Source organism: Pandoraea sp. ISTKB (assembly GCF_001721285.1).
GTDB classification, from domain to species: domain Bacteria; phylum Pseudomonadota; class Gammaproteobacteria; order Burkholderiales; family Burkholderiaceae; genus Pandoraea; species Pandoraea capi.
Map to the genome: position 1 here is coordinate 19,406 of NZ_MAOS01000013.1, position 25,829 is coordinate 45,234.

General features: G+C 65.0%; 21 protein-coding genes. 9 read left to right on the plus strand and 12 right to left on the minus strand.

Annotated features, from left to right (window positions below; all coding sequences use genetic code 11):
* Nucleotides 1-101 precede the first annotated feature (101 nt).
* A complete protein-coding gene (locus tag A9762_RS03325; protein WP_139133045.1) occupies nt 102-305 on the plus strand; it encodes a hypothetical protein in 204 nt (67 codons plus the stop codon).
* A 73-nt stretch (nt 306-378) separates the two neighbouring features.
* Entirely contained in the window at nt 379-3,138 is a 2,760-nt protein-coding gene (gene mgtA / locus A9762_RS03330) for a magnesium-translocating P-type ATPase (protein ID WP_069340637.1), read from the plus strand.
* Nucleotides 3,139-3,246: 108 nt separating this feature from the next.
* Here the strand turns inward: mgtA and A9762_RS03335 are convergent, their stop codons facing one another.
* From A9762_RS03335 to edd, 5 genes are all read right to left on the minus strand, one after another.
* Complete coding sequence (locus A9762_RS03335; protein WP_069340638.1) at nt 3,247-3,750, minus strand: hypothetical protein; 504 nt, start codon at nt 3,748-3,750, stop codon at nt 3,247-3,249.
* Nucleotides 3,751-3,899: 149 nt separating this feature from the next.
* Nucleotides 3,900-4,454, minus strand: a complete 555-nt coding sequence (locus A9762_RS03340; protein ID WP_069340639.1) for a hypothetical protein — start codon at nt 4,452-4,454, stop codon at nt 3,900-3,902.
* A 73-nt stretch (nt 4,455-4,527) separates the two neighbouring features.
* Nucleotides 4,528-5,409 carry a 4-hydroxy-tetrahydrodipicolinate synthase gene (dapA, locus tag A9762_RS03345; RefSeq protein ID WP_069340640.1) on the minus strand — a complete coding sequence of 294 codons (882 nt, stop codon included), beginning with the start codon at nt 5,407-5,409 and terminating at the stop codon, nt 4,528-4,530.
* A 96-nt stretch (nt 5,410-5,505) separates the two neighbouring features.
* Nucleotides 5,506-5,985 carry a hypothetical protein gene (locus A9762_RS03350; RefSeq protein ID WP_069340641.1) on the minus strand — a complete coding sequence of 160 codons (480 nt, stop codon included), beginning with the start codon at nt 5,983-5,985 and terminating at the stop codon, nt 5,506-5,508.
* Nucleotides 5,986-6,140: 155 nt separating this feature from the next.
* Entirely contained in the window at nt 6,141-7,988 is a 1,848-nt protein-coding gene (edd, locus tag A9762_RS03355; RefSeq protein WP_170836171.1) for a phosphogluconate dehydratase, read from the minus strand.
* A gap of 137 nt (nt 7,989-8,125) precedes the next feature.
* Between edd and zwf the strand changes: the two genes are divergently transcribed.
* The 6 genes from zwf to A9762_RS03385 all read left to right on the plus strand — a co-directional run bounded on the left by zwf (nt 8,126) and on the right by A9762_RS03385 (nt 16,246).
* Nucleotides 8,126-9,625 (plus strand): glucose-6-phosphate dehydrogenase, encoded by a 1,500-nt coding sequence (zwf, locus tag A9762_RS03360; RefSeq protein ID WP_069340642.1) that lies wholly within the window; start codon nt 8,126-8,128, stop codon nt 9,623-9,625.
* A gap of 35 nt (nt 9,626-9,660) precedes the next feature.
* Nucleotides 9,661-10,338, plus strand: a complete 678-nt coding sequence (gene pgl, locus A9762_RS03365) for a 6-phosphogluconolactonase (protein ID WP_069340643.1) — start codon at nt 9,661-9,663, stop codon at nt 10,336-10,338.
* A complete protein-coding gene (locus A9762_RS03370; protein WP_069340644.1) occupies nt 10,316-12,187 on the plus strand; it encodes a bifunctional transcriptional regulator/glucokinase in 1,872 nt (623 codons plus the stop codon). The genes pgl and A9762_RS03370 overlap by 23 nt, the downstream gene beginning before the upstream one ends.
* Before the next feature lie 162 nt (nt 12,188-12,349).
* Nucleotides 12,350-12,955 carry a MarR family winged helix-turn-helix transcriptional regulator gene (locus tag A9762_RS03375; RefSeq protein ID WP_069340645.1) on the plus strand — a complete coding sequence of 202 codons (606 nt, stop codon included), beginning with the start codon at nt 12,350-12,352 and terminating at the stop codon, nt 12,953-12,955.
* A gap of 235 nt (nt 12,956-13,190) precedes the next feature.
* Nucleotides 13,191-14,690 carry an AMP nucleosidase gene (locus A9762_RS03380; RefSeq protein WP_069340646.1) on the plus strand — a complete coding sequence of 500 codons (1,500 nt, stop codon included), beginning with the start codon at nt 13,191-13,193 and terminating at the stop codon, nt 14,688-14,690.
* Between the two features lie 179 nt (nt 14,691-14,869).
* Entirely contained in the window at nt 14,870-16,246 is a 1,377-nt protein-coding gene (locus A9762_RS03385; protein ID WP_083253593.1) for a gluconate:H+ symporter, read from the plus strand.
* Nucleotides 16,247-16,356: 110 nt separating this feature from the next.
* On the opposite strand, the gene A9762_RS03390 is transcribed toward A9762_RS03385, so the two are convergent.
* From A9762_RS03390 to A9762_RS03400, 3 genes are all read right to left on the minus strand, one after another.
* The gene (locus A9762_RS03390) at nt 16,357-17,610 is read right to left on the minus strand and encodes an Hsp70 family protein (RefSeq protein ID WP_069340647.1); all 1,254 of its coding nucleotides are present in this window, start codon (nt 17,608-17,610) and stop codon (nt 16,357-16,359) included.
* A gap of 78 nt (nt 17,611-17,688) precedes the next feature.
* Nucleotides 17,689-19,083, minus strand: coding sequence for an MFS transporter (locus A9762_RS03395; RefSeq protein WP_069340738.1), 1,395 nt, complete (start codon nt 19,081-19,083; stop codon nt 17,689-17,691).
* A gap of 238 nt (nt 19,084-19,321) precedes the next feature.
* On the minus strand, nt 19,322-20,551 hold the full coding sequence (locus A9762_RS03400; protein WP_069340648.1) for a hypothetical protein: 1,230 nt from the start codon (nt 20,549-20,551) through the stop codon (nt 19,322-19,324).
* Between the two features lie 110 nt (nt 20,552-20,661).
* Here A9762_RS03400 and A9762_RS03405 point away from each other — a divergent pair, with 110 nt between their 5' ends.
* Nucleotides 20,662-21,390, plus strand: coding sequence for a helix-turn-helix transcriptional regulator (locus A9762_RS03405; protein ID WP_069340649.1), 729 nt, complete (start codon nt 20,662-20,664; stop codon nt 21,388-21,390).
* An 86-nt stretch (nt 21,391-21,476) separates the two neighbouring features.
* Here the strand turns inward: A9762_RS03405 and A9762_RS03410 are convergent, their stop codons facing one another.
* The 4 genes from A9762_RS03410 to A9762_RS03425 form a co-directional block, all read right to left on the minus strand.
* The gene (locus A9762_RS03410) at nt 21,477-21,779 is read right to left on the minus strand and encodes a DUF4148 domain-containing protein (protein WP_069340650.1); all 303 of its coding nucleotides are present in this window, start codon (nt 21,777-21,779) and stop codon (nt 21,477-21,479) included.
* Between the two features lie 262 nt (nt 21,780-22,041).
* Nucleotides 22,042-23,037 (minus strand): hypothetical protein, encoded by a 996-nt coding sequence (locus A9762_RS03415; protein ID WP_069340651.1) that lies wholly within the window; start codon nt 23,035-23,037, stop codon nt 22,042-22,044.
* Between the two features lie 271 nt (nt 23,038-23,308).
* A complete protein-coding gene (locus A9762_RS03420; RefSeq protein WP_069340652.1) occupies nt 23,309-24,178 on the minus strand; it encodes an IclR family transcriptional regulator in 870 nt (289 codons plus the stop codon).
* Nucleotides 24,179-24,232: 54 nt separating this feature from the next.
* Entirely contained in the window at nt 24,233-25,390 is a 1,158-nt protein-coding gene (locus A9762_RS03425) for an FAD-dependent monooxygenase (protein ID WP_069340653.1), read from the minus strand.
* Between the last annotated feature and the right edge of the window lie 439 nt (nt 25,391-25,829).

Genomic DNA, 25,829 nt, shown 5'->3' on the forward strand with positions numbered 1-25,829 from the left:
TGTCCCGTCGTGCGCGTGCGTTCGTGTGTTTCCCTGAACCGGGGACAGACGCGAGCGATACGCCTGTGACGGACCGCTGCCGTGTGGCCGGGAGATTCATCGTGTTCCGTTACTCCATGACCCTTCGCTCGGGCAATCCGCAAGCGCTCATGCTGCCGTCCCAGTGCCTGCATCACTATCACGTCGATCCGCACCCGGATGCCGCCGAGGCCCATGACTCGGCCACACGCACCGGGGCGCTGACTCGTGCCGGGCAGTGGCTGCGGTCGTTCGTTCGCGGCCACGGGCAAGCCAGACGCGACTGATTTCGCGCTTCGTTGTTTTTCACGGGGCGCCGCGTTTGTCGGGCGCCCCATCCGTATTTTCAGGATGTATCCGATGCAACAAGCTCTCACGCTCAGCGAGCGACTGATTGCGGTGCTTGGCGCGCGCCTCGGCCTGCGCTTCTTCCGTCGCCGCGACATGCTCGAAACCCTCGACGCGCCCGCGCACGGGCACGAGGCACCGCCAGGTTTGCTCGACGCCGCCCGCGACACCGGGCCGGACCTGCTCGCGCGTCTGCGCTCGACACGCGAGGGGTTGTCCGACGACGAAGCCGCCACGGTGCGCGCGCACGTCGGCCCGAACGAAGTCGCGCATGAAAAGCCGCTGCCCTGGTGGCGACATCTGTTTAACTGCTATCGCAACCCGTTCAACCTGTTGCTCACTGCACTGGCCGCTGTGTCTTATGCGACCGACGACACCGAGGGAACGATCATCATCGCGTCGATGGTGATCATTTCCACGGTGTTGCGATTTGTGCAGGAAGCACGCTCGAACAAGGCGGCGGAAAAGCTCAAGGCCATGGTGAGCACCACGGCCACGGTGCTGCGCCGCGAAGCGCCGGGCGACGGCGTGACCGACACCGACAAGGTGCGACATATCGGCCGTATTGGCCGCATGGGCCGGGAGGTCGCGCTCGCCGAACTGGTGCCGGGCGACATCGTGCTGCTCGCGGCGGGCGACATGATCCCGGCGGACGTGCGTATCCTGGCCGCCAAAGACCTGTTCGTGTCGCAATCGGCGCTCACCGGCGAGGCCCTGCCCGTGGAGAAGTTCGCGCACGCGGCACAGACCGGCGGCAGCAACCCGCTCGCATACGACAACCTCGCCTTTATGGGGACGAACGTCGTGAGCGGCTCGGCCACCGCCGTCGTGGTGGCGACCGGCGCCCGCACGTTCTTCGGCTCGCTCGCGCAACGCGTGACGGCGCAGCAGCCGACCGTCACCTCGTTCCAGCAAGGCGTGAACCGCGTGTCGTGGGTGCTCATCCGCTTCATGCTGGTCATGGCCCCGATCGTGCTGCTCATCAACGGCTTCACGAAGCACGACTGGCTCGAAGCGTCGCTTTTCGCGCTGTCCGTGGCCGTGGGCCTCACGCCTGAAATGCTGCCGATGATCGTGACGGCCACGCTCGCCAAGGGCGCGGTGGTGCTCTCGCGCAAGAAGGTGATCGTCAAGCGGCTCGACGCGATCCAGAACTTCGGCGCGATGGACGTGCTCTGCACCGACAAGACCGGCACGCTGACGCAGGACAAGATCTGTCTGGAGCGTCACACCGACGTGTGGGGCAACGTCTCCGAAGACGTGCTCGAATACGCCTACCTCAACAGCTTCTATCAGACCGGCCTGAAGAACCTGCTCGACGTGGCGGTGCTCGATCACGCCGAGTTGCATCAGCGGCTGGACGTGGTCAACCGCTACCGCAAGATCGACGAAATCCCGTTCGACTTCCAGCGTCGCCGCATGTCGGTGGTCGTGAGTGAGATCAGCGAGAGCGGCGATCACCACGAGCTGATCTGCAAGGGCGCGGTGGAGGAGGTGATGGCCGTGTGCAGCCGCGTGCAGCATGGCGCGAACATCGAACCGCTCACCCCCGACGTGCTGGCGCGTCTGCGTCGCGTGACGGCGGACCTGAACGCCGAGGGTCTGCGTGTGGTGGCCGTGGCGTCGCGTCATCTGCCGCCGGTGCGCGAAAGCTACGGCATCGCGGATGAGAGCGACCTCGTGCTCGTGGGCTACATCGCGTTCCTCGATCCGCCCAAGGAGTCGACGGCCCCGGCCCTCAAGGCGCTGGCCGCCTCGGGCGTCGACGTCAAGGTGCTCACCGGCGACAACGATCTCGTGACCGCAAAGGTCTGCCGCGAAGTCGGACTGACGGTGACCGGCTGCGTGCTGGGCGACGACATCGAGTCGATGAGCGACGCCGAACTCGCGCAGACGGTCGAGCGTGCGAACGTCTTCGCGAAGCTCACGCCGGCGCACAAGGAGCGACTGGTGCGCATGTTGCGCGCGAACGGTCACGTGGTCGGCTTCATGGGCGATGGCATCAACGACGCGCCCGCATTGCGCGCGGCCGACATCGGCATCTCGGTCGACACGGCGGTGGATATCGCCAAGGAAGCCGCCGATCTGATCCTGCTCGAAAAGAGCCTGATGGTGCTGGAGCAGGGCGTGATCGAAGGGCGTCGCACGTTCGCGAACATGCTCAAGTACATCAAGATGACGGCCAGCTCGAACTTCGGCAACGTCTTCTCGGTGCTGATCGCGAGCGCTTTCCTGCCGTTCCTGCCGATGTTGCCGCTGCAGTTGCTCACGCAGAACCTGCTCTACGATCTGTCGCAGACGACGATCCCGTTCGACAACGTCGACAGCGAACAACTCACGCAGCCGCAGCGCTGGAATCCGGCGGATCTGTCGCGCTTCATGGTGTTCTTCGGCCCGATCAGCTCGATCTTCGACGTGCTGACGTTCGTCGCGATGTGGCACCTGTTCGGCGCGAACAGCGCGGCGCATCAGACGCTGTTCCAGTCCGGCTGGTTCGTCGAAGGACTGCTCTCGCAGACGCTCATCGTGCACCTGATCCGCACGCGCCGTCTGCCGTTCATCCAGAGCCGTGCGGCGTGGCCGTTGCTGCTGATGACGGGCGCGGTGATGCTGATCGGCATCATGCTGCCGATGTCGCCGTTCGCCGAGACGTTCCGGATGCAGGCACTGCCGCTCGCCTACTTCCCGATGCTCGCCGCGATCCTGCTGGCGTACGCGGTGCTCACGCAGTTGATGAAGGGCATGTTCGCGCGCCGCTTCGGATGGCAGTGACGAAGCGGCCGTCGTAGTCGGCAGCAAGGAAGCAAGGCAGCAAAGCCAGCGGTGAATCGTTCTCCGCTGGCTTTTTTCATTGCACGAGCACCAACGTCAGCCAGCGGCTCAATCGTCGACCCAACGCCCGGACGGACGGTCGAAGTGCTGCGGGCGAGGGGCGAAGACGTCGCGTGCGTCGTCGAGTTCCAGCGTGACATCGAGCGCGCCGTCGTTGTCGCGCTTGGCGCTGTCGAGCGGATCGTTGCAGCACAGCCAGAGCGATACGTCCTTCGGCATGCCGTCTACGCGGAACGATTTGTGATTGCCGACGAGAAACGGTTCGCCGCTCTCGCCGAAGCGTCCGATGAGTTGCCCCATCAGGGCGTCGCCGCCGTGGTACGGATACTCCTTGTCGCCGGAGACCTTGTGCAGATACGTCGCGCCCGAGTTCGGCGTGCGGCCGTTGGCGTCGCGGCGTCCGAACTTGCGGTCGTCGGTGCGCGTGCACCATTCGCCTTCGGCCCGCAGAATGACCTTCGGTGCGTCCTGTGCGCCGACCCGGTAGCCCGTGTCCTGCCAGCCGTCTGTGGCGGATACCTTCAGGCGCTTGTTGATGCGGTTTGTCGTCATGACACGCTCCATAGTTGACGGGGGGCCAAAGATGGATCGCCGCGCGGCATCCAGCCGAAGCCAGATGCCGGATGTCGTTACGCGGCATGCGTTGCGCCGGGGAAAGTCAGGGGAAGTCGGGCATGCCGGCGGCGCTACGTAGATTACGGTCAGTTCGAGTGTAGCCGCACCGTCGTGCGAGTCGAAGGATATGGACGGAGGTCGGCCTCCAAACGGTCGGGATGATCGTGAGGGTCCGAGCGTCGCCGGGGCGAGACGGCGATGCCGAGTTCGGCGTACAACTCGTCGAGCGCTTCGCGCGTGCCGACGAGCAGCGCCGTCGTTTGTCCGGTGATGTCGGTGATCACACTCACCAGTGTGTGTCCCTGGCACGTCTCGCGTGCGGCCACGAACTGCGTCGAGGTCAGCGCCGCGAGGGTGGCGAAGCGCTCGGCCTGCACCAGCCCGTTGATCTGGAAAACCGGTTGCGCGGCCCCCGTGGCGCGATGCGCGAAGCGCACGTTCACGCCGTCGCTGCGCACGCCGAGCGCGGCAAACAGCTTGTCGCGCCCCTGCGGCCCGAGCGCACAGGGATCGCCATGCACCCATCGCGAGATCGTATTGCCCGTAATGCCGGTGGCATACGCCAGCCGTGCCAGCGTGGTGCCCGAGAGCTTGATCAGCAGACGGGCGACGGTGCGGTGACGCTGTTCGATGTCATCCATGACGAGTGTCCTGACGTGAGAGCGGAGGAAGTCGTGTGGCGAGGGCGCTGGCGCATGCGCTCGACGTGGCGAATCAGAAGGCCATCGTCACTTCGAGTTGCGCGTCGATATCCTTGCGCAGCGCAGCGGAGCAGGGCATGAGCGGGCGGCGCACCGTCTCCGTACACAGGCCGAGCGAGGTGAGCGCAGCTTTGATCGCGACCGGATTCGGCTCGGAGAACAGACGTCGGATCAATGGCTTCATGCCGTTGAACAACTTGGTCGCGTGATCCATGTCGCCTTCGCGTACATAGCGGATCAGCTTCAGATACAGATCGGGACGGATATGCGCCGCTGCGGAGATGCATCCGACCGCACCCGCTTGCAGCGCGGGCAGGATCTGCATGTCGTCGCCGCACAGCACGCGCATGGTCACTTGCGACGGCAGGTGCGTGAGCGGATGCGCGTCGCATTCCTTGATCGCGGCAAACGCTTCATGTGAGGCCAGTTCGCGAATCGTCTCCACGCCGAGCGTCACGCCCGTGCGTAGCGGCACGTTGTAGAGCACCAGCGGTTTGCGCGTGCCGGCGGCGAGCGTTCGGTAATGCCAGAGAATGCCTTCCTGTGACGGACGCAGGTAATACGGCGGCGGCACCAGATAACCGGCGAGCGGCAGGTCGTCGAGATGGCGGATCTGACGCGCGGCGTTCGACGTATCGGAGGCACCCACCCCCGCGAGCACCGGCGCATGGCCGTGAGCGAGGTGGCAGGCCGTCTCGGCGAGCCAGCGACGCTCGTCGTCATTGAGCAGGGTGCCTTCCCCGGTGGTGCCGGCCACGACCAGACCGTTCACGCCGGCAGCGAGGTAATAGTCGACCAGACGCGCGAAGGCGTTGTGATCGATCTGGGCGCCATTGGCGCCGGTCATTGGCGTGACGAGGGGAACCCACACGCCTTGGAAGATGGCTGTGTTCATAACCGGAAGATGCGGTATTTGACGAATGGCGCCGGCGCATTGCCCGACGCCGCTCGTTCGGACGATTCGGACGATTCGATGATGCGGTCTATGGCATCAAGCCGACGGACGCAGGCGCAGTGCCCCGAATTCCGCTTCGGGCAGCGACTGCATGACGACGTCCATCGCACGGGACGCTTCGACGCGCGGCAGGGCAATCGACACGACGGCAGCCGTGTCGCGGCGGATCGGACGAATCGTCTCGACGCGCCAGGGCAGCGGCAGGCTCATCGCCAGCGTGACGGCGAGCGAGGAGACGGCGGCACGGCTGAGCGTGATGTCGAGCGTGGCGTCGAGGCGCGCACGCGGGTTGTATCGATTGCGTTGCCGCGCAGCAGAGAAGGCGTCGGTGGACGGTGCGGCGGCGGTGCTGGCTGGCGTAGCAGCGGCGATAGGGCTGGCCGTGGTGACCGAGGCGCGTGCAGCAGCGGGCGACGTCTGCGTTGCGCTGTAAGCACGGAGCGCGTCGGCGGACGGGAGGGAAGCGGTATTCGCACCGGGGGGTTCAAGGCTGGCGCGTTGAGCGATAGCAGGCATGGCAACGTGTCGTTTAACGACTGAAGTGACAACGAGGCCAGTCTAGGGACGCACAGGTAAAAAAGGCGTCAAGATTTTGACGCCTTTCTTTACGGTCCCGTCTGAATTCCCTTTATTGCTTTATCTCTCTCAGCGCGCCCAGTGCCGTCGCGCGATCACGCCTGCTTCGGATAGTCGGTGTCGTTGAACAGCACACACGCGCCGTGCGGCGCCGCGCCGACGTTGTTGCGGAACAGACCGAACAGGTTGCGCCATGGATCGAACGGCCGCAGGGGCACGGGCGCCGGCGTACGGGCGGCGAGCGTGGCGTCATCGACTTCGCAGTGAAGCGTGTTCGTCGCGCAGTCGATGGAGATGATGTCGCCATCCTGCACGCGGGCGAGCATGCCGCCCTGTTCGGCTTCGGGGGAGAGATGAATCGCGGCAGGTACCTTGCCGGACGCCCCCGACATCCGCCCGTCCGTGACGAGCGCCACGTGATGCCCTTCGTCCTGCAACAGGCCGAGCATCGGCATGAGCTTGTGCAACTCGGGCATGCCGTTCGCGCGTGGCCCCTGAAAGCGAACCACGACGATGACGTCGCGCGTCAGTTCGCCTGCCTTGAACGCCGCTTGCGCCGACTCCTGATCGGAGAACACGCGTGCCGGGGCGCGCACCGTCTGGTGCTCGGGTTTGACGGCGGAGGACTTGATGACGGCGCGGCCGAGATTGCCCGCGAGCATGCGCAGCCCGCCTTCCGGTGCGAATGGTCGCGACGCCGGGCGCACGATGTTTTCGTCGAGACTTTCGGTCGGCGCTTCCTGCCACGACAGCACGTCGTCGCGCAGGAAAGCTTCCTGCGTGTAGGCGCGCAGTCCGTGCCCCATGACGGTGGTCACATCGTTGTGCAGGAAACCGGCATCGAGCAGCTCGCGAATCAGGAAGCTCAGGCCGCCTGCCGCGTGGAACTGGTTCACATCGGCCTTGCCGCTCGGGTAGACATGGGCGAGCAGCGGCGTGACGTCCGACAGTTCGGCGAAGTCCTGCCAGTCGAGCAGAATGCCGCCCGCATGCGCCATCGCCACGAGGTGCAGCGTGTGGTTCGTCGACCCGCCGGTGGCGAGCAACCCGACCACGCCGTTGATGAACGCGCGCTCGTCCAGAATCTGCGATGTGTTGATGCCCGACTTCGCCAGGGCGATTGCGCGGGCGGTCGCGGCCTGCGTCAACGCATGCCGCAGTGGCGTGTGCGGATTGACGAACGACGAGCCCGGCAGATGCAGGCCCATGAACTCCATGAGCATCTGATTACTGTTGGCCGTGCCGTAGAAGGTGCAGGTGCCTTCGGTGTGATACGCGGCGAGTTCCGAATCGAGCAGCGCGGCGCGCGTAACGCGTCCTGCCGCGTATTCCTGCCGGATGCGCGACTTCTCGTCGTTCGGCAAGCCCGACGGCATCGGTCCGGCGGGGCTGAATACGGCGGGCAGATGGCCGAACGCCTGCGCGGCGATCACCAGACCCGGCACGATCTTGTCACACACGCCGAGGAACATGGCGGCATCGAACATCTGGTGCGAGAGCGCGACGACCGACGCCATGGCGATCACGTCGCGCGAGAACAGCGACAGCTCCATGCCCGCATAGCCTTGCGTCACGCCGTCGCACATGGCCGGGACACCGCCGGCCACCTGCGCACTTGCGCCATGCGCGCGGGCAGCGGATTTGATGACATCGGGGAATTCGACGAAGGGCGCGTGCGCCGAGAGCATGTCGTTGTAAGCGGTGACGATGCCGATGTTGGGCGTGCGTTCGGAGCGGATCTTGAGACGGTCGTCGGCGGGCGCGGCGGCCAGCGCGTGGGCCAGATTGGCGCAGCCGATCTTCTCTCGGCCGGGCTGGCCCTCGGTGGCGCGCGCCACGCCGTCGAGATACGCCTGACGCGACGCCCGGCTACGCTCGATCAGGCGCTCGGTCACGCGTTTTACCACCGGATGCAGGGACACATTGTGCGAAGACTGGGTCATGGTGATTCCGGGATGGGGGACGGGGAACGGGACTATTCGATGTAGTCAAAGCACGAGATTTTGTTGATTTGCAGTGTAGTTAAACTACAATGCAGTGTCAAAGTTGCGCTCTCCCAGTGACACGTGGACGTCTTGTCATGAACACGCCTTCACCCTATACCTTTGTGTTGTTCGGCGCTACCGGCGATTTGTCGCTGCGCAAAGTGCTGCCGTCGTTGTTCCGCGCCTTTCGTACCGGGCAGCTCGGGCCGGAGCCGGCAGGCGGCGCCGGTCACGATAGCGGTCTCGATACCGGCCGCATTCTGGCCATCGCGCGCAAGCCGATGGACGCGGCGGAATATCACGCGTGGTGCGAAGAACACGTGCGCAAGCACATCAAACCGGATGTCTGGGACGAAGACGCGTGGCGGCGCTTTCTCGCCACCATCGACTACATGCCGCTCGATCTCGGCCGCGAAGCCGAATTCGGCGTGCTGGCCGATCGGCTCTCGAAGCGCCCCGGCGTGCGCATCTTCTATCTCGCGACCGGCCCGTCGCTGTTCATCCCCATTTGTGAAGGCTTGCGCAGCGCCAAGCTCAACGAGAACAGCCGCATCGTGCTCGAAAAGCCGCTGGGGCACGATCTGGCCTCGTCGGAGGCGATCAACGATGCCGTCGGTGCGATCTTCCGCGAGGATCAGATCTACCGGATCGACCACTACCTCGGCAAAGAGGCGGTGCAGAACCTGCTGGCGCTGCGCTTCGGCAACGCGATTTTCGAGCCGCTGTGGCGGCGCGAGCTGATCGACAGCATTCAGATCACGATTGCCGAGGAGATCGGTGTCGAAGGGCGAGGCGAGTTCTACGAACAGACCGGCGCGCTGCGCGACATGGTGCAGAACCATTTGCTGCAACTGCTCGCCATCGTGGCCATGGAGCCGCCGCTGTCGATGGATGCCGATGCCGTGCGCGACGAAAAGATGCGGGTGTTGCGTTCGCTGCGTCATCTGGACGACGAGAGCGTCGCGCGCAATGTCGTGCGCGGGCAGTACGGCGGCGGCGCGATCGGCAAGTCGGCGGTGCCGGCTTATGTCGACGAGCCGGGCGTGCCGTCCGACAGTCAGACGGAGACGTTCGTGGCGCTGAAGGCCGATATCGACAACTGGCGCTGGGCGGGCGTGCCGTTCTTCCTGCGCACCGGCAAGCGGCTCGGCGAGCGTGTGGCGGAGATCGTCGTGAACTATCGCGCGACGCCGTACCCACTGCTTGGCGATGTGACCGCGCAGCCCGGTGTGAACCGTCTCGTGATTCGCCTGCAACCGAACGAATCGATTCGTCTCTACTGTCTGGCGAAGCAGCCGGGCGAGGGCATGAACCTGCAATCGGTGCACCTCGATCTGGCATTCGACCAGTTCTTCAAGGGGCACCGGATGGATGCCTACGAGCGCTTGCTGCTCGACGTCATCAACGGCCGTCTCGCGCTCTTCGTGCGACGCGACGAGCAAGAGCAGGCGTGGCGCTGGGTGGCGCCGATTCAGGCGTACTGGTCTCGTCAGCACAAGGGACCGAAGCGATACGCCGCCGGGACATGGGGGCCGCCCGCCGCGAGCGCGCTGCTCACGCAGTACGGCACGAGTTGGGTGGAAGAAGACAACTGATAACGTCCACCCCCAGGGAACGGAGGCAGACACGCATGATCCACTGGCGCACCTTTCCGACGCGCGATGCCCAGGCGCACGCTCTCGCGAACGCCGTCGTCGCGGGCATCGACGAAGCGCTAACGATTCGTCCGCGCGCGTTGCTCGCTGTGTCCGGCGGCACGAGCCCCCGGGCGTTTCTCTCGCAGCTTGCGCGCTTGCCGGTCGCGTGGCGCAACGTCGACATCACACTGGTCGACGATCGCTGGCTGCCGCCCGATCACGCCGACAGCAACGCGCGTCTGCTGTCGGAGACGTTGCTGCCCGGTGCGACGGGCGCGCGCTGGCTGCCGCTCGTCGATACCGCAACGGCCGCTGACTTGCAGGTGCGCACGCTCAACGACACGTGGACGCACGGCGTGCCGCAGGTCTGCGTGCTCGGCATGGGCGAGGATGGGCATACGGCATCGCTGTTTGCCGATGCCCCTCAATGGCACGACGCCATCACCACCCACGACAAGTTCGTTCTCGTGCAGCCGCAACGCGCGCCGTATCAACGCGTGTCGTGGTCGCTCGCCGCGCTCGCGGCCTGCGATCGGCTCATCCTGCAAATTCAGGGGCACGCCAAGCGCGCCGTGCTTGAAGCCGCACAGGCAGACGAACAGGACAACGCCATCTCCCGGCTGATCCACCGCGAAGGAGTCAAGATCGATGTCTTCTGGAGTGAGGAATAATCCGCCGCATCTGAGCGGCCCGCGCCTGCTGGCCGATATCGGCGGCACCAACGCCCGCTTCGCGCTGGAGATTGCGCCGGGCGATCTCGTCGAGATCCGCGATTACGCCTGCGACGGCTACGCCGGTGTGCCGGAAGTCATCCGCGCCTATCTCGACGAAGCTGATCACGCCGAACCGGTACAACACGCCGCCATTGCCATCGCCAATCCGATCGAAGGCGATGAGATCCGCATGACCAATCGCGACTGGCACTTCTCCATCGAGGCGACGCGCCGCGCGCTGCGCTTCGAGACGTTGCTGGTCGTCAACGATTTCACGGCACTGGCGATGGCGCTGCCCTACCTGACGGATGCGCAGAAGCATCCGGTCGGTGGTGGCGAGCCGCGTCCGAACGGTGTGCTGGGTCTGTTGGGGCCGGGCACCGGTGTGGGCGTATCGGGCCTGATTCCGGCCGGCGACCGGTGGATCGCGCTCGGCAGCGAAGGCGGTCACACCACGTTCGCGCCGGCGGACGAGCGCGAAATCGATGTCCTGCGCTACGCATGGAAGCACTTTCCGCACGTGTCGTTCGAACGCCTCGTCGCGGGCCCCGGTATGGCACTTGTCTATCAGGCGCTGGCCGAGCGTGCGGCGCAACGTGTCGAATCGCTGGAGACGCCGGCCATCGTCAAGCTCGCGCAGTCGGGCGATGAACTGGCGCGCGAGACCGTCGACTGTTTCTGCGCGATGCTCGGCACGCTCGCGGGCAATGTCGCGGTGTCGCTCGGCGCGGTCGGTGGCGTGTACCTCGGCGGTGGCGTGATTCCGAAGCTCGGCAAGTTGTTCGAGGATTCGCCGTTCCGTGAGCGTTTCGAAGCCAAGGGACGTTTCGAGGCCTATCTGAAGAAGATACCGACGTACGTCATCACGGCCGATCATCCGGCGTTTCTCGGCACGTCCGCGATCCTTGCCGAGCAACTCGGCACACACGCGGCCGGCGCGGGCGCGCTGATCGACCGTCTGCATCGTCTGCGCGATCGTCTGAGTCCGGCGGAACAACGTGTGGCCGAACTGACGCTCAAACAGCCGCGTGCGCTGCTCGCCGAACCGGTCGCAGAGATCGCGCGTCTGGCGCGCGTGAGTCAGCCTACGGTCATTCGCTTCTGTCGCAAGCTGGGCTGTCAGGGACTATCGGACTTCAAGCTCAAGCTCGCGAGTGCACTGACGGGCACGCTGCCGGTGCGTCACGGGCAGGTGCACGTGGGTGACACGGCGGCAGAGTTCAGCGCCAAGGTGCTCGACAACACCGTGTCGTCGATTCTGCAAATGCGCGAGCATCTCGACGCCCGCACCGTGGAAGCGGCGGTGACGCTGCTCGACGGCGCGCGCCGTATCGAGTTCTACGGGCTGGGCAACTCGGGCGTGATTGCGCAAGACGCCCACTACAAGTTCTTCCGTTTCGGCAAACCGACCATTGCCTATGGGGACCCCTATCTGCTGCAAGCGTCCGCGGGGTTGCTCGGTGAGGGAGACGTGGTCGTGGCGATCTCGGCTTCGGGGCGCTCGGCGGATCTGAACCGCGCCGTCGACATCGCCCTTACGCGCGGTGCGAAGGTCATCGCGCTGACCGCACGCAATTCACCGCTCGCGCGCAAGGCGACGCTGGTGTTGCCGAACGATCACGTCGAGACGATGGGGGCACACGTCACCATGATCGCGCGCATTCTGCATCTCGCTGCCATCGACGTGCTGGCTGTGGGCGTTGCCATTCGACGGGCGGGGCCGGGGGCGGAAACCGCCGGTGAGGGCGCGCTCGACTGGCTCGGTCACGGCAGCCGTCAGGATTCGGGAACGCCCGCCGCAGCGTGATGCCTTGCCGTGTGCATCGGCGGATCGTATCCGATCTCGCCGAATACCGTATTTAGGGACGGATCGCCGCGTTGGTCATGTTGGGAAACACGCAGGCAATGCTGCGGATGCCGAATCTTCGCCGCCTTGATATCCCTAAACATGTTCAGCATAATGCGGCATATGAAAGTGACCGATTCCGCCCAACGTTTCGGCTTTCTCGTGGCAGACATCCAACGTCTGTTCGGGCGCCGCTTCGAGCAGTTTGCACAGCGCACGCTGCCGATGACACGTGCCCAATGTCGTTTGCTGGCCTATCTCTCCGTCAATCGCGGCGTGAGTCAGACGGTGCTCGCCGACATCCTCGAAACCCCGCCGCAGACGCTCGCCCGTACGCTGGAACGTATGGAAGAGGCGGGCTGGGTGCGTCGCCGTGCGGATGCGCGCGATCCGCGTATCGAACGTCTGTTCGTCACGCGCGCGGCCGTCGCACAGCTACAGATCGCCCGCAAGCTCTCCGACGACGTTCGCGACGAGGCGCTGCATGGCCTGACCGCTTTCGAGGCGGTGCAGCTCACGCAGTTGCTGCAAAAAGTGCGACGCAATCTCAACAACGTCGTGCCCACGCCGCTCGACACGGTCGTGCCCGCCATGTTGCGTCGTGATCCGGGGGATGCGAGTGGGGCAACGCGCACGAACGACAGTGCCGACGTGACGTCCACACGGCTCGACGCCGCCGAATCGACCGACGACGGTTTGTCGGGGTTCACTGACTTGCGGCCGCAGTAGTCCGCGCCTGGCTTCCTGATATCCCGGTCGGGATGGCCGCGAGAACTGCGTGTTTTCCCGGCCGTCGTTCCTCCGAAGTCCTTCAGCAATGTCCCCCATCGTCCTTGTACGCTCCTGCGTTTTCGTCGCCCCGGTAAATGGGAATCGACGGGCTTCAATACCCCGCAGATGTCGTACAGTCGTGTCACAATAGGCGCATACTCCAGATCATGAAAAAGACAGAAGAGGTTTGCGCATGTCCGAACAAGAGCCGGTCCATGCCACCCGATCGATCGCAGATCCGGTGGAAGCCGTCGCCTACCTGAAGACGATTTACGACGCCAACACGGCGTATCTTCGCGCCGCCTTCGAGCGCTTCTCAAAGCAGAAAGATCAGGCGCGTCGCGTGAGCGCGCATTACCCGTTCATCCGCATCACCACGGAAGACATCACCCAGCTCGACAAGCGCCTCTCCTACGGTTTCGTGTCGGGCCCGGGCAGCTACCAGACAACCGTCACCCGCCCCGATCTGTTCGAGAACTACTACATCGAGCAGCTTCGACGTCTTGCCCATAACCACGGCGTGGCGTTCGAAGTCGGTGTCTCCGACGAGCCGATCCCGGTGCACTTCGCCTATCAGGACGGCGTGTATCTCGAGGGCGATCTCGATCAGACGCATCTGCGCGCCATGCGCACGGTGTTCGACGTGCCCGATCTGGCGAAGATGGACGACAGCATCGTCAACGGCACGCGCGATCCGCTGCCCGGCGAGATTCTGCCGCTGGCGCTGTTCACGGCGCCGCGCGTCGATTACTCGCTGCATCGCCTGCGTCATTACACGGCCACCTCGCCCGAGAATTTCCAGAATTACGTGCTCTTCACCAACTACCAGTTCTATATCGACGAGTTCGTCGAACTGGGTCGCGAGTTGATGAGCGCCACCGACGATCCCGCGCTGCGCGAATACCGCAGTCAGTACACGGCGTTCGTCGAGCCGGGCAACGTCACGCACTGGAATCAGAACCTCGACGCGCGAGCGGAGGAGGGTATGTCCCCGCCGCGTCTGCCGCAGATGCCGGCATATCACCTGGTGCGTCCCGACAATACGGGCATCACGATGGTGAACATCGGCGTCGGGCCGTCGAACGCGAAGACCATCACCGATCACATCGCGGTGCTGCGCCCGCACGCGTGGGTGATGCTGGGACACTGCGCGGGGCTGCGCAATTCTCAGCGTCTGGGAGACTACTGCCTCGCGCATGGGTATGTGCGGGAGGACCACGTGCTCGACGACGATCTGCCGCTGTGGGTGCCCGTGCCGCCGCTGGCCGAGGTGCAGGTCGCGCTGGAGCGCGCCGTGGCCGACGTCACGCAACTGGACGACTTCGAACTCAAGCGTGTGATGCGCACGGGCACGGTGGTGACCGTCGATAACCGCAACTGGGAGTTGCGCGATCACCGCGAGCCGGTACAGCGCATGAGCCAGAGCCGCGCGATTGCGCTCGACATGGAGAGCGCGACGATTGCCGCCAACGGGTTCCGTTTCCGTGTGCCGTACGGCACGTTGCTGTGCGTGAGCGACAAGCCGCTGCATGGCGAGCTGAAGTTGCCGGGCATGGCCGACCGGTTCTATCGCGAGCGCGTCGATCAGCATCTGAAGATCGGCGTCAAGGCGATGGAACTGCTGCGCGACAACGGTCTGGACCGGCTGCACAGTCGCAAGCTGCGCAGTTTCAACGAAGTCGCGTTCCAGTAACGCGACCCGGCGGCCGCGATGTTTCGTCGACTGAAACTCGCCGCCGCACCCCGCCTGCCCCGTATCACGGGGCGTTGCGGCCCGTGCGTGCACGCGGCCGACTCCGGTAGCACAATCCCCTCACACACCGGCTGCGCGCTGCGCACCGGTGTTTTCGTTTCTCGTCATCAAGGATCATCGTGGAGATAGTCAACCACGTCGTGCCTTGGGCAGCGCACGACACTCGCCTTCTGCTGTCCTGTCTCGTCGGCCTCGTGGCCATCATCGTTTTCATTAGCGCGCTGAAGCTCTCGCCGTTCCTGTCGATTCTCATCGGCACGTTCATCGCAGGGCTAGGGGCAGGCTTGCCGCTCGAAGCGGTGGCGAGTTCGTTCAGCAAGGGCGCGGGGAGCCTGCTCGGCGACGCCGGCATGATCATCGCGCTCGGGGCCATGCTCGGCGCGTTGATGGCCGACACCGGGGCGGCAGACCGGATCGTGACCGTGTTGCTCAAGTTCGCCAAAGGGTCGGCGTTGCCGTGGATGATGGCGCTCGTCGCCATGATCATCGGCCTGCCGCTCTTCTTCGAAGTGGGCCTCGTCATGATGGTGCCGATCATCTTCGTGATGGCGCGTCGTGCGAATACGCCGATTCTGCGTGTCGCGATCCCCGCGCTGGCGGGTATGACGACGCTGCATGCGCTGGTGCCGCCGCACCCGGGTCCGCTGATCGCCGTGTCGGCGCTGCATGCCGATCTGGGCATGACGATGGGCCTCGGTCTGCTGATCGCCATCCCGGCGGTGATTCTCGCCGGGCCGTTGTATGGCATGTGGCTCGCACCGCGTCTGCACGTGGAGGCGCCGCAGCAACTCGGCGATCTGTTCACCAAGCGCGACGACGACGTCGCCCCGCCGCCGTTCGCGGCGGCGCTGCTGGTGATTCTGATGCCGGTGGTGCTGATGCTGGGCCGCACGCTCGCGAAGGTGGCGCTCACGCCGGAAACCCCGGTGTTCGACGCGCTCAACTTCCTGGGCGAGCCGATCATCGCGCTGGCGCTCACGGTCGTCGTCGCGATTGTGGTGCTGGGATGGGGGCGTGGTTTGCCGCGTGCCCGTGTGGGCGAGACGCTGCGTCGCGCGTTGCCGCCGATTGCCGGGCTGCTGCTCACCATCGGTGCAGGTGGCGGTCTGAAGCAGGCACTGGTGACGGCAGGCATTGCCACGACCATCGGCAAGGTGGCCGTCGGCACGCATATGCCGCTGATTCTGCTGGCATGGCTGATCGCTGTGGCGCTGCGTCAGGCGACCGGTTCGGCGACGGTGGCTACCACGACCACGGCGGGCATCGTCGCGCCGCTGGTGATGCATCTGCCGCCGGTGCAGGGCTCGCTCATCGCCTTGGCGATCGGTGCGGGCTCGGTGTTCTTCTGCCACGTCAACGACGCGGGCTTCTGGATGGTGCGCGAGTACTTCGGCTTGAAGCTCAAGGAGACGCTGTGGGTCTGGTCCGTCTTGCAGACCATTGTGTCCGTCGTCGGTCTGGTGATGACGTTGCTGCTCTGGCAATTGCTGGTGTAACTTGCATCGCCTGACGGCATAAAAAAGCGCGCTGACCTTTCGGTCGCGCGCTTTTTCGTTGGTGGCAGCGACGGTCTGGTGGATCGTCCGCCCGATGCGTTGGGATGTGCTCAGGAAAACACGCGTTTGGCGTGAATGCCGAGGCCGAGCGCCACGCTGGCGAGGCGGTCGCCGAAGACCGGCGTAGCCTTCGGGAAGGCGGCGCACATCGCGCCGGACAGGCAGCGCAGGCCGGTCGAGCCGCCGGTGAAGTACAGCGCATCCACGTCTTCCGGACGCAGCCCGGCGAGCGATGCCGTATGCACGGCACCGGCCGTGATGCTCGCGATCTCGTCGCTGACCGCGTCGACCAGCGCCGTTTCCGAGAACGCGACACTCAGTTCACGCTCGATCACCGAGAGGTCGATGCGGGTCTCGCCACCGGCGGACACGTCGATCTTGGCGTCTTCCGCATGGCCCACGAGCGCGTGTCCAAGGCGTTGCTCGACGGTGCGCATGAGGCGACGATGGTGCGCCGCGTCCGCATAAAGATGGGCCGTGAGCGCCAGCTCGCCGACACGCTTGGGCGTGTAGACGGTGTTGATCAAGTGCCACGTGGCCAGATCGAAATAGATGCGGTTCGGCACTTCCTTGCCATCCGGGCCGAGTGCCTTGTAGCCGAGTTCGCGCAGGATCGTCGCCAGTTCGATACGGCGGTCGAAGTCCGTCCCCGCGATGTGCACGCCGTGGTGCGCGAGCACGTCGTCCTTGCGATCCAGATGACGGGCACGGTCCGGGCCGACACGCACCAGCGAGAAGTCCGAGGTACCGCCGCCGATGTCGATGACCAGCACTTGCTGCTCTTGCGTGAGACGCGACTCGTAATCGAAGGCGGCCGCGATCGGCTCGAACTGGAACTGAACGTCCTTGAAGCCCACGTCGCGCGCGCTTTGCTCAAGCGAGCGTTGTGCAGCGGCATCGGCCTTGGGGTCGTCGTCGACGAAGAACACCGGGCGTCCCATGACCACATGACGCAGTTCGCCGCCGTCGACCTTGAGGGCGTGCGTGCGCAGATGACGCAGGAATGTGGCGATGATGTCGATGTAGCGCATCGCCGAACCGTTACCGAGGTCGGTGGTGCTTTCGATCAGGGAGGAGCCGAGCAGGCTTTTGAGCGAGCGCATGAGGCGCCCGTCGTAACCATCGATATAGTCGGAGACGGCTTGACGGCCGAACGACGCCCGGCCGCCCTCGTCGGCGTTGAAGAACACGGCCGTGGGCAGTGTCCCGTAGCCGGCTTCCAGTTCGACCAGACGCATGGCGCCGCCGCTTTGCACGGCGACGGCAGAATTCGAAGTGCCGAAATCGATGGCGCAGAAACTCATGGCATTTGCGGCCCGCGCGGGCGAGCCGTAAAAGGTCGGCAGTGTAGCACGGCCGGACGGTCGGCCGGATGAATGCGCTTAGACCGACGATTCCGACGATTTCGCATCGGGCTGGGCCGAGGGCAGCGTGCGCAGGCTGCTGACGACGGCGGCGACGGCCGCGAACGCTGCGGCCACATACAGCGAGGCTCGCGTGCCGTAGCCCTGCGGCGCCACGCTGAACACCAGCGCGACCAGTGCAGCACCGGTCGTCTGTCCGGTCAGGCGTGCGGTGCCGAGCATGCCGCTCGCGCCACCGGTGCGATGTTTCGGCGCGGACATAAGCATCGCGTAGTTGTTCGGCGACTGGAACAGACCGAAGCCGAAGCCGCACAACGCCATGCGCCAGACGATATCGAGCGAGGTCGGTTGCGCAGGCAGCAAGCCGAGCGCGAGCAGCCCCAGCGCGAACGCGGCCAGCCCGATCGCACCGAGTAGCCCCGGCTTGTAGTGCTCAAGCAGACGCCCGGCCAATGGGGCGACGACCACGATGGTGAGCGGCCACGCCGTCATCAGCAGGCCGGTCTGCACGTGATCGAAGCCGAGCGTGTCCTGAAGGAAGAACGGCAGTGAGACGAAGGCGAGCATCTGCGCGCAGAACGAGGCCATCGACGTACAGATCGAAAGCCCGAAAATCGGAATGCGCAGCAGATCGACGGGCAGCAGCGGCACGGGCTGGCTGAGTTGGCGTCGCACGAACACCGTGCCGATGACCACGGCGGCCACGAGTTCGACCGCCACGAGCCAGCGTTCCTGTCCGTGACCGAAGGAATCGATCCCGGAGATGAGCAGCCCGAACGTCAGCGCGCTCAACAAGGCGCCTGTCCAGTCGAACGGATGCGAGGCGCGCGCGCTGTCAGGTAGCGAGCGCACGGCGATGACGAACGCGACGATGCCCAGCGGGACGTTGATCGCGAAAAGCCAAGGCCAGTGGGCGATGGACAGTACGCCGGCGGCGATCGTCGGCCCGGCAGCGGACGAGAACGCCACGATCAGCGAGTTGAGCGCGACGCCGCGTCCGAGCCAGCGTGACGGATAGATGGCCTTCACGAGCGCGGTGTTCACGCTCATGATCCCGGCGGCGCCGAAGCCTTGTGCCACGCGCGCCAGCGTCAGGGTGACGAGCGAATCCGACAGTGCGCAGGCCAGCGAGGCGACGGTGAACAGTGCGAGGCCCACGGTGTACACGCGCCGGTAGCTCACGATTTCGCCCAGCGCGGCGAGCGGCAGCAGGGAGATGGTGATCGCGAGTTGGTACGCGTTGACAATCCAGATCGACGTGGCGGGACTGGCGTTCAGGTCGCGCGCGATGGTCGGCAGCGCAACGTTGGCGATGGCGCTGTCGAGGACCGAAAGTGAGATCGCGAGCATGACGGTCGCAACGGCCCAGAGCCGTGCGGGCATCGGCATGCCGTCGGTAAGTGTGTCGGACATGAGTGTGGCGCAGGAGACGGTCGCGCATTCATCGCGCGTCGGAATGGCGCGATGACGATGGGCGAGGGGGAAAGCGCCATCCTGCCCGAATTCCCGGAACCCCGATGCGATCCCCTGCAAAGCCTTGTGTTTACAAGGTTTTCGAATTTGAGGATTTGTTTTATCTGATGGAATTTAAGTTTCATCAAATAAAACAAGTGAAATTCGCGCTGGCGATGCCGTTCCGACGCGCTAGCCGCTACGCGGAAAACTTCGCGATACGCGCATTCGCCAGCGAGTGGTAAGCCGAGCCATCGGCGACGGTGGCCAGATCGACCCCGCTGTCTAGAATTGCCTGCACGCCGACAGCAGCGATCGTGCTGGCGGGGGAGCGTCCCGGGCACCCGTGGGCACCGAGCCCAAAGGTCCAGGCGACGTCGTCGGACGCCGGGCCTGACGGCGCGGATGCCAGCACGACGAGAATGACGTCTCCCATGGAGAGCTTGTGCCCGTTGATGACCGCGGGCGCATGCAGGAACCGGCGTGTGTTCTGCACGGGCGGATCGAACCGGATGACGTCGCCCACGATCTGGATAGCGTGGCGCATACCGGGGGAAAACGAACCTGTCGAGTTGCCTGTCGATGCGCCGGTCGCGGTGTCCGTCGGCGCAGTGCGGGCAAGCCGTCGAATGCCATTGGCGACGAGCCCGGCGCAAGCGTCGTGCGTCTGCGTGAACAGACCGACGAGGTTCGCGTTCAACACGCCGAAGTCGATGCCGTCGTCGCGCGCTGCGCTGCGGGCTGTGTCGCGCAGCCATGAACCGGGCGCGGCGTCGTTGTCGAGCCAGCGCGTGGCGCGTTGGCGAAGTGCCGTGGCGGCATGGTGCCCGTGAGCCAGCACGTCGGCGTTCGGCGAGGGTTTGCCGGAATCGGCCATCGCGGCAACCAGTCGATGGACGTCTTCGTAAACCTCGGTCCACTGCGCAGCGGGGACACCCAGCCACGCGGCGAGTCCATAGACCGGCTGCCGGAAGACGAAGTCGTCGAGACGCGCGGCGGGCGCTTCTCCCTGAGCGAGGTAGGCATCGGCACAGGCGGCCTGTGCGGCGTCTTGCAGTCGGGCGAGTGCGTCCCGGTCGGTGCGCAGCGCAGCGAGCCGCGTGGCCAGCCACGGCTTCATCGCACCATGGGCGGCGCCGTCGTTCATGCGCACGAGCGCACCGAACCAGTTTCCGGCGGGACCGTCTGCCAACGCCGGCGGGACCACCTTACCTGCGGGACGCACCCCGCACGCCGGGTGCCGCAGCACTTCAGCAAGCGCTTCGGGACCGGCTGCCACCCACATGCCGAGCGAGGCGTCGAAACCGAACGGACGTCGCTCGGCCAGCGTCGCGTAGTAGGGGTAAGGGTCGGAATGGACGACGGCGTCGATGGGATTCGCGGGCGCGGAGAGGGACGGTGAAGCGGCGTTGGCAAGAGCGAAGGACATGGCGAGGACCGGAGGAACGAGTGTCGATGGTGCCTAGCATGCGCTCTGGCGCGACCGGCACGTTTCATCACGTGCTGAAGTGTTGAACGCATGGCCGGGCCTATACTGCGATGCATGTTCTTCAATGGAGTCCTGCCGTGGACACCGCACGTGATCCGACCCCGGGCGTTAGCTCCCTGGCCGCGCTTCTGGCCGACGCTGGTCGCATGACCATGCTCTGGGCGTTGATGGACGGCTCGGCGCGTCCGGCGGGGGAGCTGGCGCTCGTCGCTGGGCTTTCTCCTTCCAGCGCCAGCGGGCATCTGGCTCGCCTCGTCGATGGTGGCGTGCTCGCGCAGGAGTCGCGCGGACGCCATCGTTATTTCCGCATCGCTACACCTGAGACGGCGGCCGCCATCGAGGCGCTGGCCAGTGCGGTGCTTGCTACGCGAGAGCTTCGGCCGCGTGCGGTGCCGGTAAGTCGTGCGACACCGGTGCCGCTGCGTCATGCCCGCACCTGCTACGACCATCTCGCCGGGGAAATCGCCGTCGATCTTTTCTCCCGGATGCACGACAGCCGCTGGATCCGGATCGACGGAAGCGACGTTGCGCTGACCGACGAGGGCGTGGGCGGGCTGACGGCTCTGGGCGTCGATCTCGACACCGCTCGCGCCCGCCGCCGCCGTTTCGCCTGCACCTGCCCCGACTGGAGCGAGCGCAAGCCGCATCTCGGCGGCGCTTTGGGCGCAGCGCTTCTCAACACCTGTCTCAACGCGAAATGGCTCGAACCGACACGTGAGGCGCGCGCGTTGCGCGTCACGCCGCTGGGCGAGCGGAAGCTGTCCGCCATCGCCGTCTGATCCATCGACGCGCAACAAATCCCGTCGCCAAAAAGAAACACCCCGCCGAGATGGGCGGGGTGCGAATGCCTTACCGGACGTTCAGATCAATTGCCCCGATAAGTCGAGTTCATCAATTCGGTCGAGCCTTGCACGTGGCCGCTGACCGGGGTGCCGTAGGTCTTGAGCACCGGATACTGGCTATCGGTCTGGGTGAGCGAGCCTTGTGCGTCGATCAGTTCCTGACGCACCTGAGCGCGCGGCACGACCAGCTTTTGGCTATACACGCCCGATTGCCAGAAGAAGTTTTCGCTCGGATAACCGTTGCCGCCAGTGCCTGCGAAAGCGGCCGGAACAGCGGCCAGCCCAAGGGTTGCGGCGATCATCAGATGGGAAAGGGTGCGGGTCATGATTTTTCTCCTGTCATTGCTTTTTCTTGGTGGTCGGCCAGCTCATCTTTGAGTCCGGCACCGCCTACGCCTCTAAGGTAGGACGACCACGTCGCAGGAGTAACCACATGCGGCGCAACAATGCATTGCGAAGAACGAAAAGCCTCGAAACCCGCTTAAAGCAAGGGTTTCAAGGCTGTCAGAGCGAGACGGTGAAATTGAGAGAAAACTCTAATGAAGATATTAATAAACAGGAGTGCGACAGGATGACGCAGCCTCCCGTTCAGAACTTGTACCCAACCCCCGCCAGGAAGATATCGCTGTCGCGGTCATAGCCGGTGACGACCCGGTTCCATGACACGCGTCCGACCCAGTGATCGGCGAAGCGGTATGCCATGCTCATCGTCAGCAGCCCGGCAACGACGTTCTGCGCACCGCCCGCCGCGCGATTTTCCTTGTACTTGTTCCACGTCACATACGGCCCGAAACCCAGACCGAGGCTGAACCGGTCGTTGAAGAAATCGTCCTTGACCCAGACCTGCGCCGCCGCGCCCTGACGGCTGCCGATATCGCTATGCCCCTCGTTGATCAACGACACCGTGCCGTCAAACCAGGGCCCGAAGCCGTGACGATATTCGATGGCCTCCGCCGCCGCATTCTGCGAGTCGAGACTGTTGACGACCGACAACCCCGCCATTACGGAGAGCACGTCTCCCGTCGGCACGCCCGGCTTCGAATTGCCAGAGAGCGGCCCCGGCGACGAGGGCTTTTCCAACTGATAACCGACGCCAAGTAGATACGTGACGGTGTTGATGCTCGACGGCGATTGCACGTAATTGACCCGGGCTTGCAGATACCAGCGGCTTTCGAAATACCACGTGGTTGCTACCGAGAACATCGCGCCCCAGCCGTGATCGTCTTCATAGCGACGTCCGCGACTGCCGGCGACCGTGTCGTAATAGTGATACGGACCCACGCCGACCGCGACGTCGAAACGCCGGTCGAACAACGGTTGGTGTGCCCACATCTGCATCGCGAAACCGTCACGGTGATGGTCCGGCACGTGGCCTTCGTTCATCCACGTGAAGCTCGTGGCGAAATGCTCGCTCAGCGCCTGACGGTAGTCGAATCCCCACGCGTAGGTGTGGGCATTGTCATCGTTGCGCGCGTTCATGCCGCCCGCGAAAACGGTTGCTTCCTGTGCCTGCGCAAACGCTGAGGCACCACAAAGCACGCCGGCCATCGCCACGTGCTGCCACCACGGAAAATTGTTCTTCATTGGACTCGCCACTAAGCGGACATCCGCACGCCGACGACACATCTGTCGTTGGTACGGTGCCTCTGTCCGGTGGGAAAATCCTAGCAAGCGATCGCGACGCCCGGGGGCGCCGAGAGGGGAACGTAAGGCGAAATCGGCGTTACGGCATGTTACGCAGCGGGCCGTTTCGGTGCGTGTAATCGACACATCCGTGTCGCTTCGCCGTGATGACGAGGGGGCTCCCCCAGCCTGAATGTCCCGCAAGCCAAGGCATCGCGCCCGTTGGTACGCTTCAGGCGCGCTCTGCGGCGGCGACGAAAGCTGGCGCGTCTGTCAGTAATACGGCGAGATCGGCCGCCCCCGACTTGACGACGCGGGCCGTGCGCTCGCGCGTCGCGGCATCGGTGCCGACCAGCGTGCGAGGTCCGGCAACGCTCAGGGCTGCCAATGGCCTGCCGTGAGGATCGAGCACGGCGGCAGCGCAGGCGTCGATGCCCGCCTCGAAGCCGTCCTGACTCCATGCGCATCCGGCTTCACGATCACGGGCCAATTGGGCGTCGAGTGCGGCGTAGGTGCGCGCGCTTTGCGCCGTGGCGGCCGCAAGCGGTTCGGCGCCGAGGAGGGCGCGACGGCGCTCGGTGCTCAGATGCGCCAGCAACGCGCGACCCGGCGCTGTCAGATGGGCGGTCACCCGGCTGCCCGCACGAATGTTGCTGACCAGCGGCAGGGCTGGGGTTTCGCACAACAGGTAGCGGACCTGCGCGCCGTCGAGCACCGTCAGATAGCTCGACAGGCCGGTTTCTCCCGTCACCCGGGTGAGCACGCGGCGTGCCGTTGCCAGATGATCTTCACCGGCCAGCGCGCTGGCGGCGAGTGTCAGAAAGCCGAGGCCGAGACGGTGACCGCCGTGTGGCAGGGGTTCGAGCACCCCCTCGACCTGTAACGTCTCGATCAGACGCATGACCGTCACCCGGTTCACCCCGATACGCCGGCCGACGTCGCTCATGTTGGCCGTCGAGCCGCCGTCGGCCACGTAACGCAGCAACTTCAGCGCGCGCATGACCGGCGTCACGAGACCGGTCGGCGCAGTGTCCTGTGCGCCGATGCCGGACGTGTCGGAAGTGCCGGTGGTGAGTGCGTCAGCGGGCGATGCTTTCGTCATGCGTTCGATTCCATTCGTTTGGCGTCGGGCCGGAGAGAGACGGCCCGCGAGACCTCAAGCCGCGAGCGGCACTTGCCATGCGTCGTATTCGTAGACCCAGTCGGCGTTGCCGCCTTCCTTGAGCCACTGATTGCCGCGCGAGCCGATCTGCACGCGGGCCGTGCGCTCGCGGCGCGCTGCTTCGTACTTGGCTAGTGCGCCAGCGAGCGTTGCGGCGTCTGCCGTCGGACCGGCTTGCGTCAGGTGGCGAGACAGTACCACAGCATCTTCGATCGCCATGCCCGCCCCCTGCGCCATGAACGGCATCATCGGATGACACGCGTCGCCCAGCAGCGACACCCGGTCACGCGACCATTGCGGCAGCGGATCGCGCACATACAACGCCGACTTGAGCACGCTGTCGCAGGCGTCGAGCAATGCGCGAGCTTGCGCGTGATAGTCGGCGTACATGGCGCGCAGCTCGTGCACATCGCCCGGCGCAGTCCACGATTCGAGCGTCCAGCTATCTTGCGGGGTGGTGGCAAACACGAAGATGTCGCGGCCGAGATTGAGCGGGAACGTCACGATCTGGCTCGATGGCGTGGGGCCCCACCACTTCGTGAACGCGCCGAGATTCGGCACGCCGCTCAGTTTGTCGGCCGGCACCACCGCACGATAGGCCACCACGCCCGTGAACTCCGGCGATTCCTTGCCGAACAGGCCTGTGCGCACCACGGAGTGAATGCCATCCGCGCCGATGAGCACGTCGACGTCGTCGTGCGTGCCGTCGGCAAACGTCAGGCGGATGCTGCCGGTCTGACCTTCGCCCGGCGCTTCGAACGACACAAGCCTCTTGCCCAGCGCGATCGATTCGGCCGGCACCGCCTGCTCCAGCGCTTGCAGCAGGTCCGCGCGGTGCATCGTGAGTTGCGGCGCGCCGTACTTCGTTTGCGCCGTCTGCGCCATCTCGAGACGCGACGTCTCCTCGCCCGAGTCCCATGTGCGGCTGATGCGATGGCTCGGCTGTGCAGCCGTCTTGCGCAGTTCGTCGCCGACGCCGAGACCGTCGAGCGCGCGCACGGCGTTCGGCGTCAGGTTGATGTCCGCACCGACCCGGGCGAACTGTGCCGCCTGCTCGTACACGCGCACACGAAACCCTGCGCGCAGCAGACCGATGGCAGCGGCCAGACCGCCGATGCCGGCACCGTTGATGCCGATGAGGGGAGCTTGCATGGGGACATCCTTTTACGAAATTTAACGAAAGAGACGATGAATCGAAAAAATATAACGTTCAAATATGAACATGATGTTCAAATATTATTGTTTTTGATTCAATGGACTGCAACCCCTCCTCGGGTAAATCCTGACCGTCGACACGCCACGCGCAACGCCCGTCGTTCGGGACTTCCGGCAACGCGAATGGGACGCCCGGTGCCCCGAAAACACCTTAACGACGGTTCACCTGTGGTTTGAAGTCCGCGCGTTATCACGCCAATTTCCGATCATCAATTCGTGTATCTCCGCTGCGAGTGTCGCGCGTCTCCTGGCCTAAGCTCCGCATAGTTGGTTTCATAAGTAATCCAACGTTTCACAGGTGGAACGTAAGTGGGCGGGCGCGTATGGGGGTGTGACCGGCTGGGCTTGGCCGGTCGATGCGCCATGCCGGACGTAT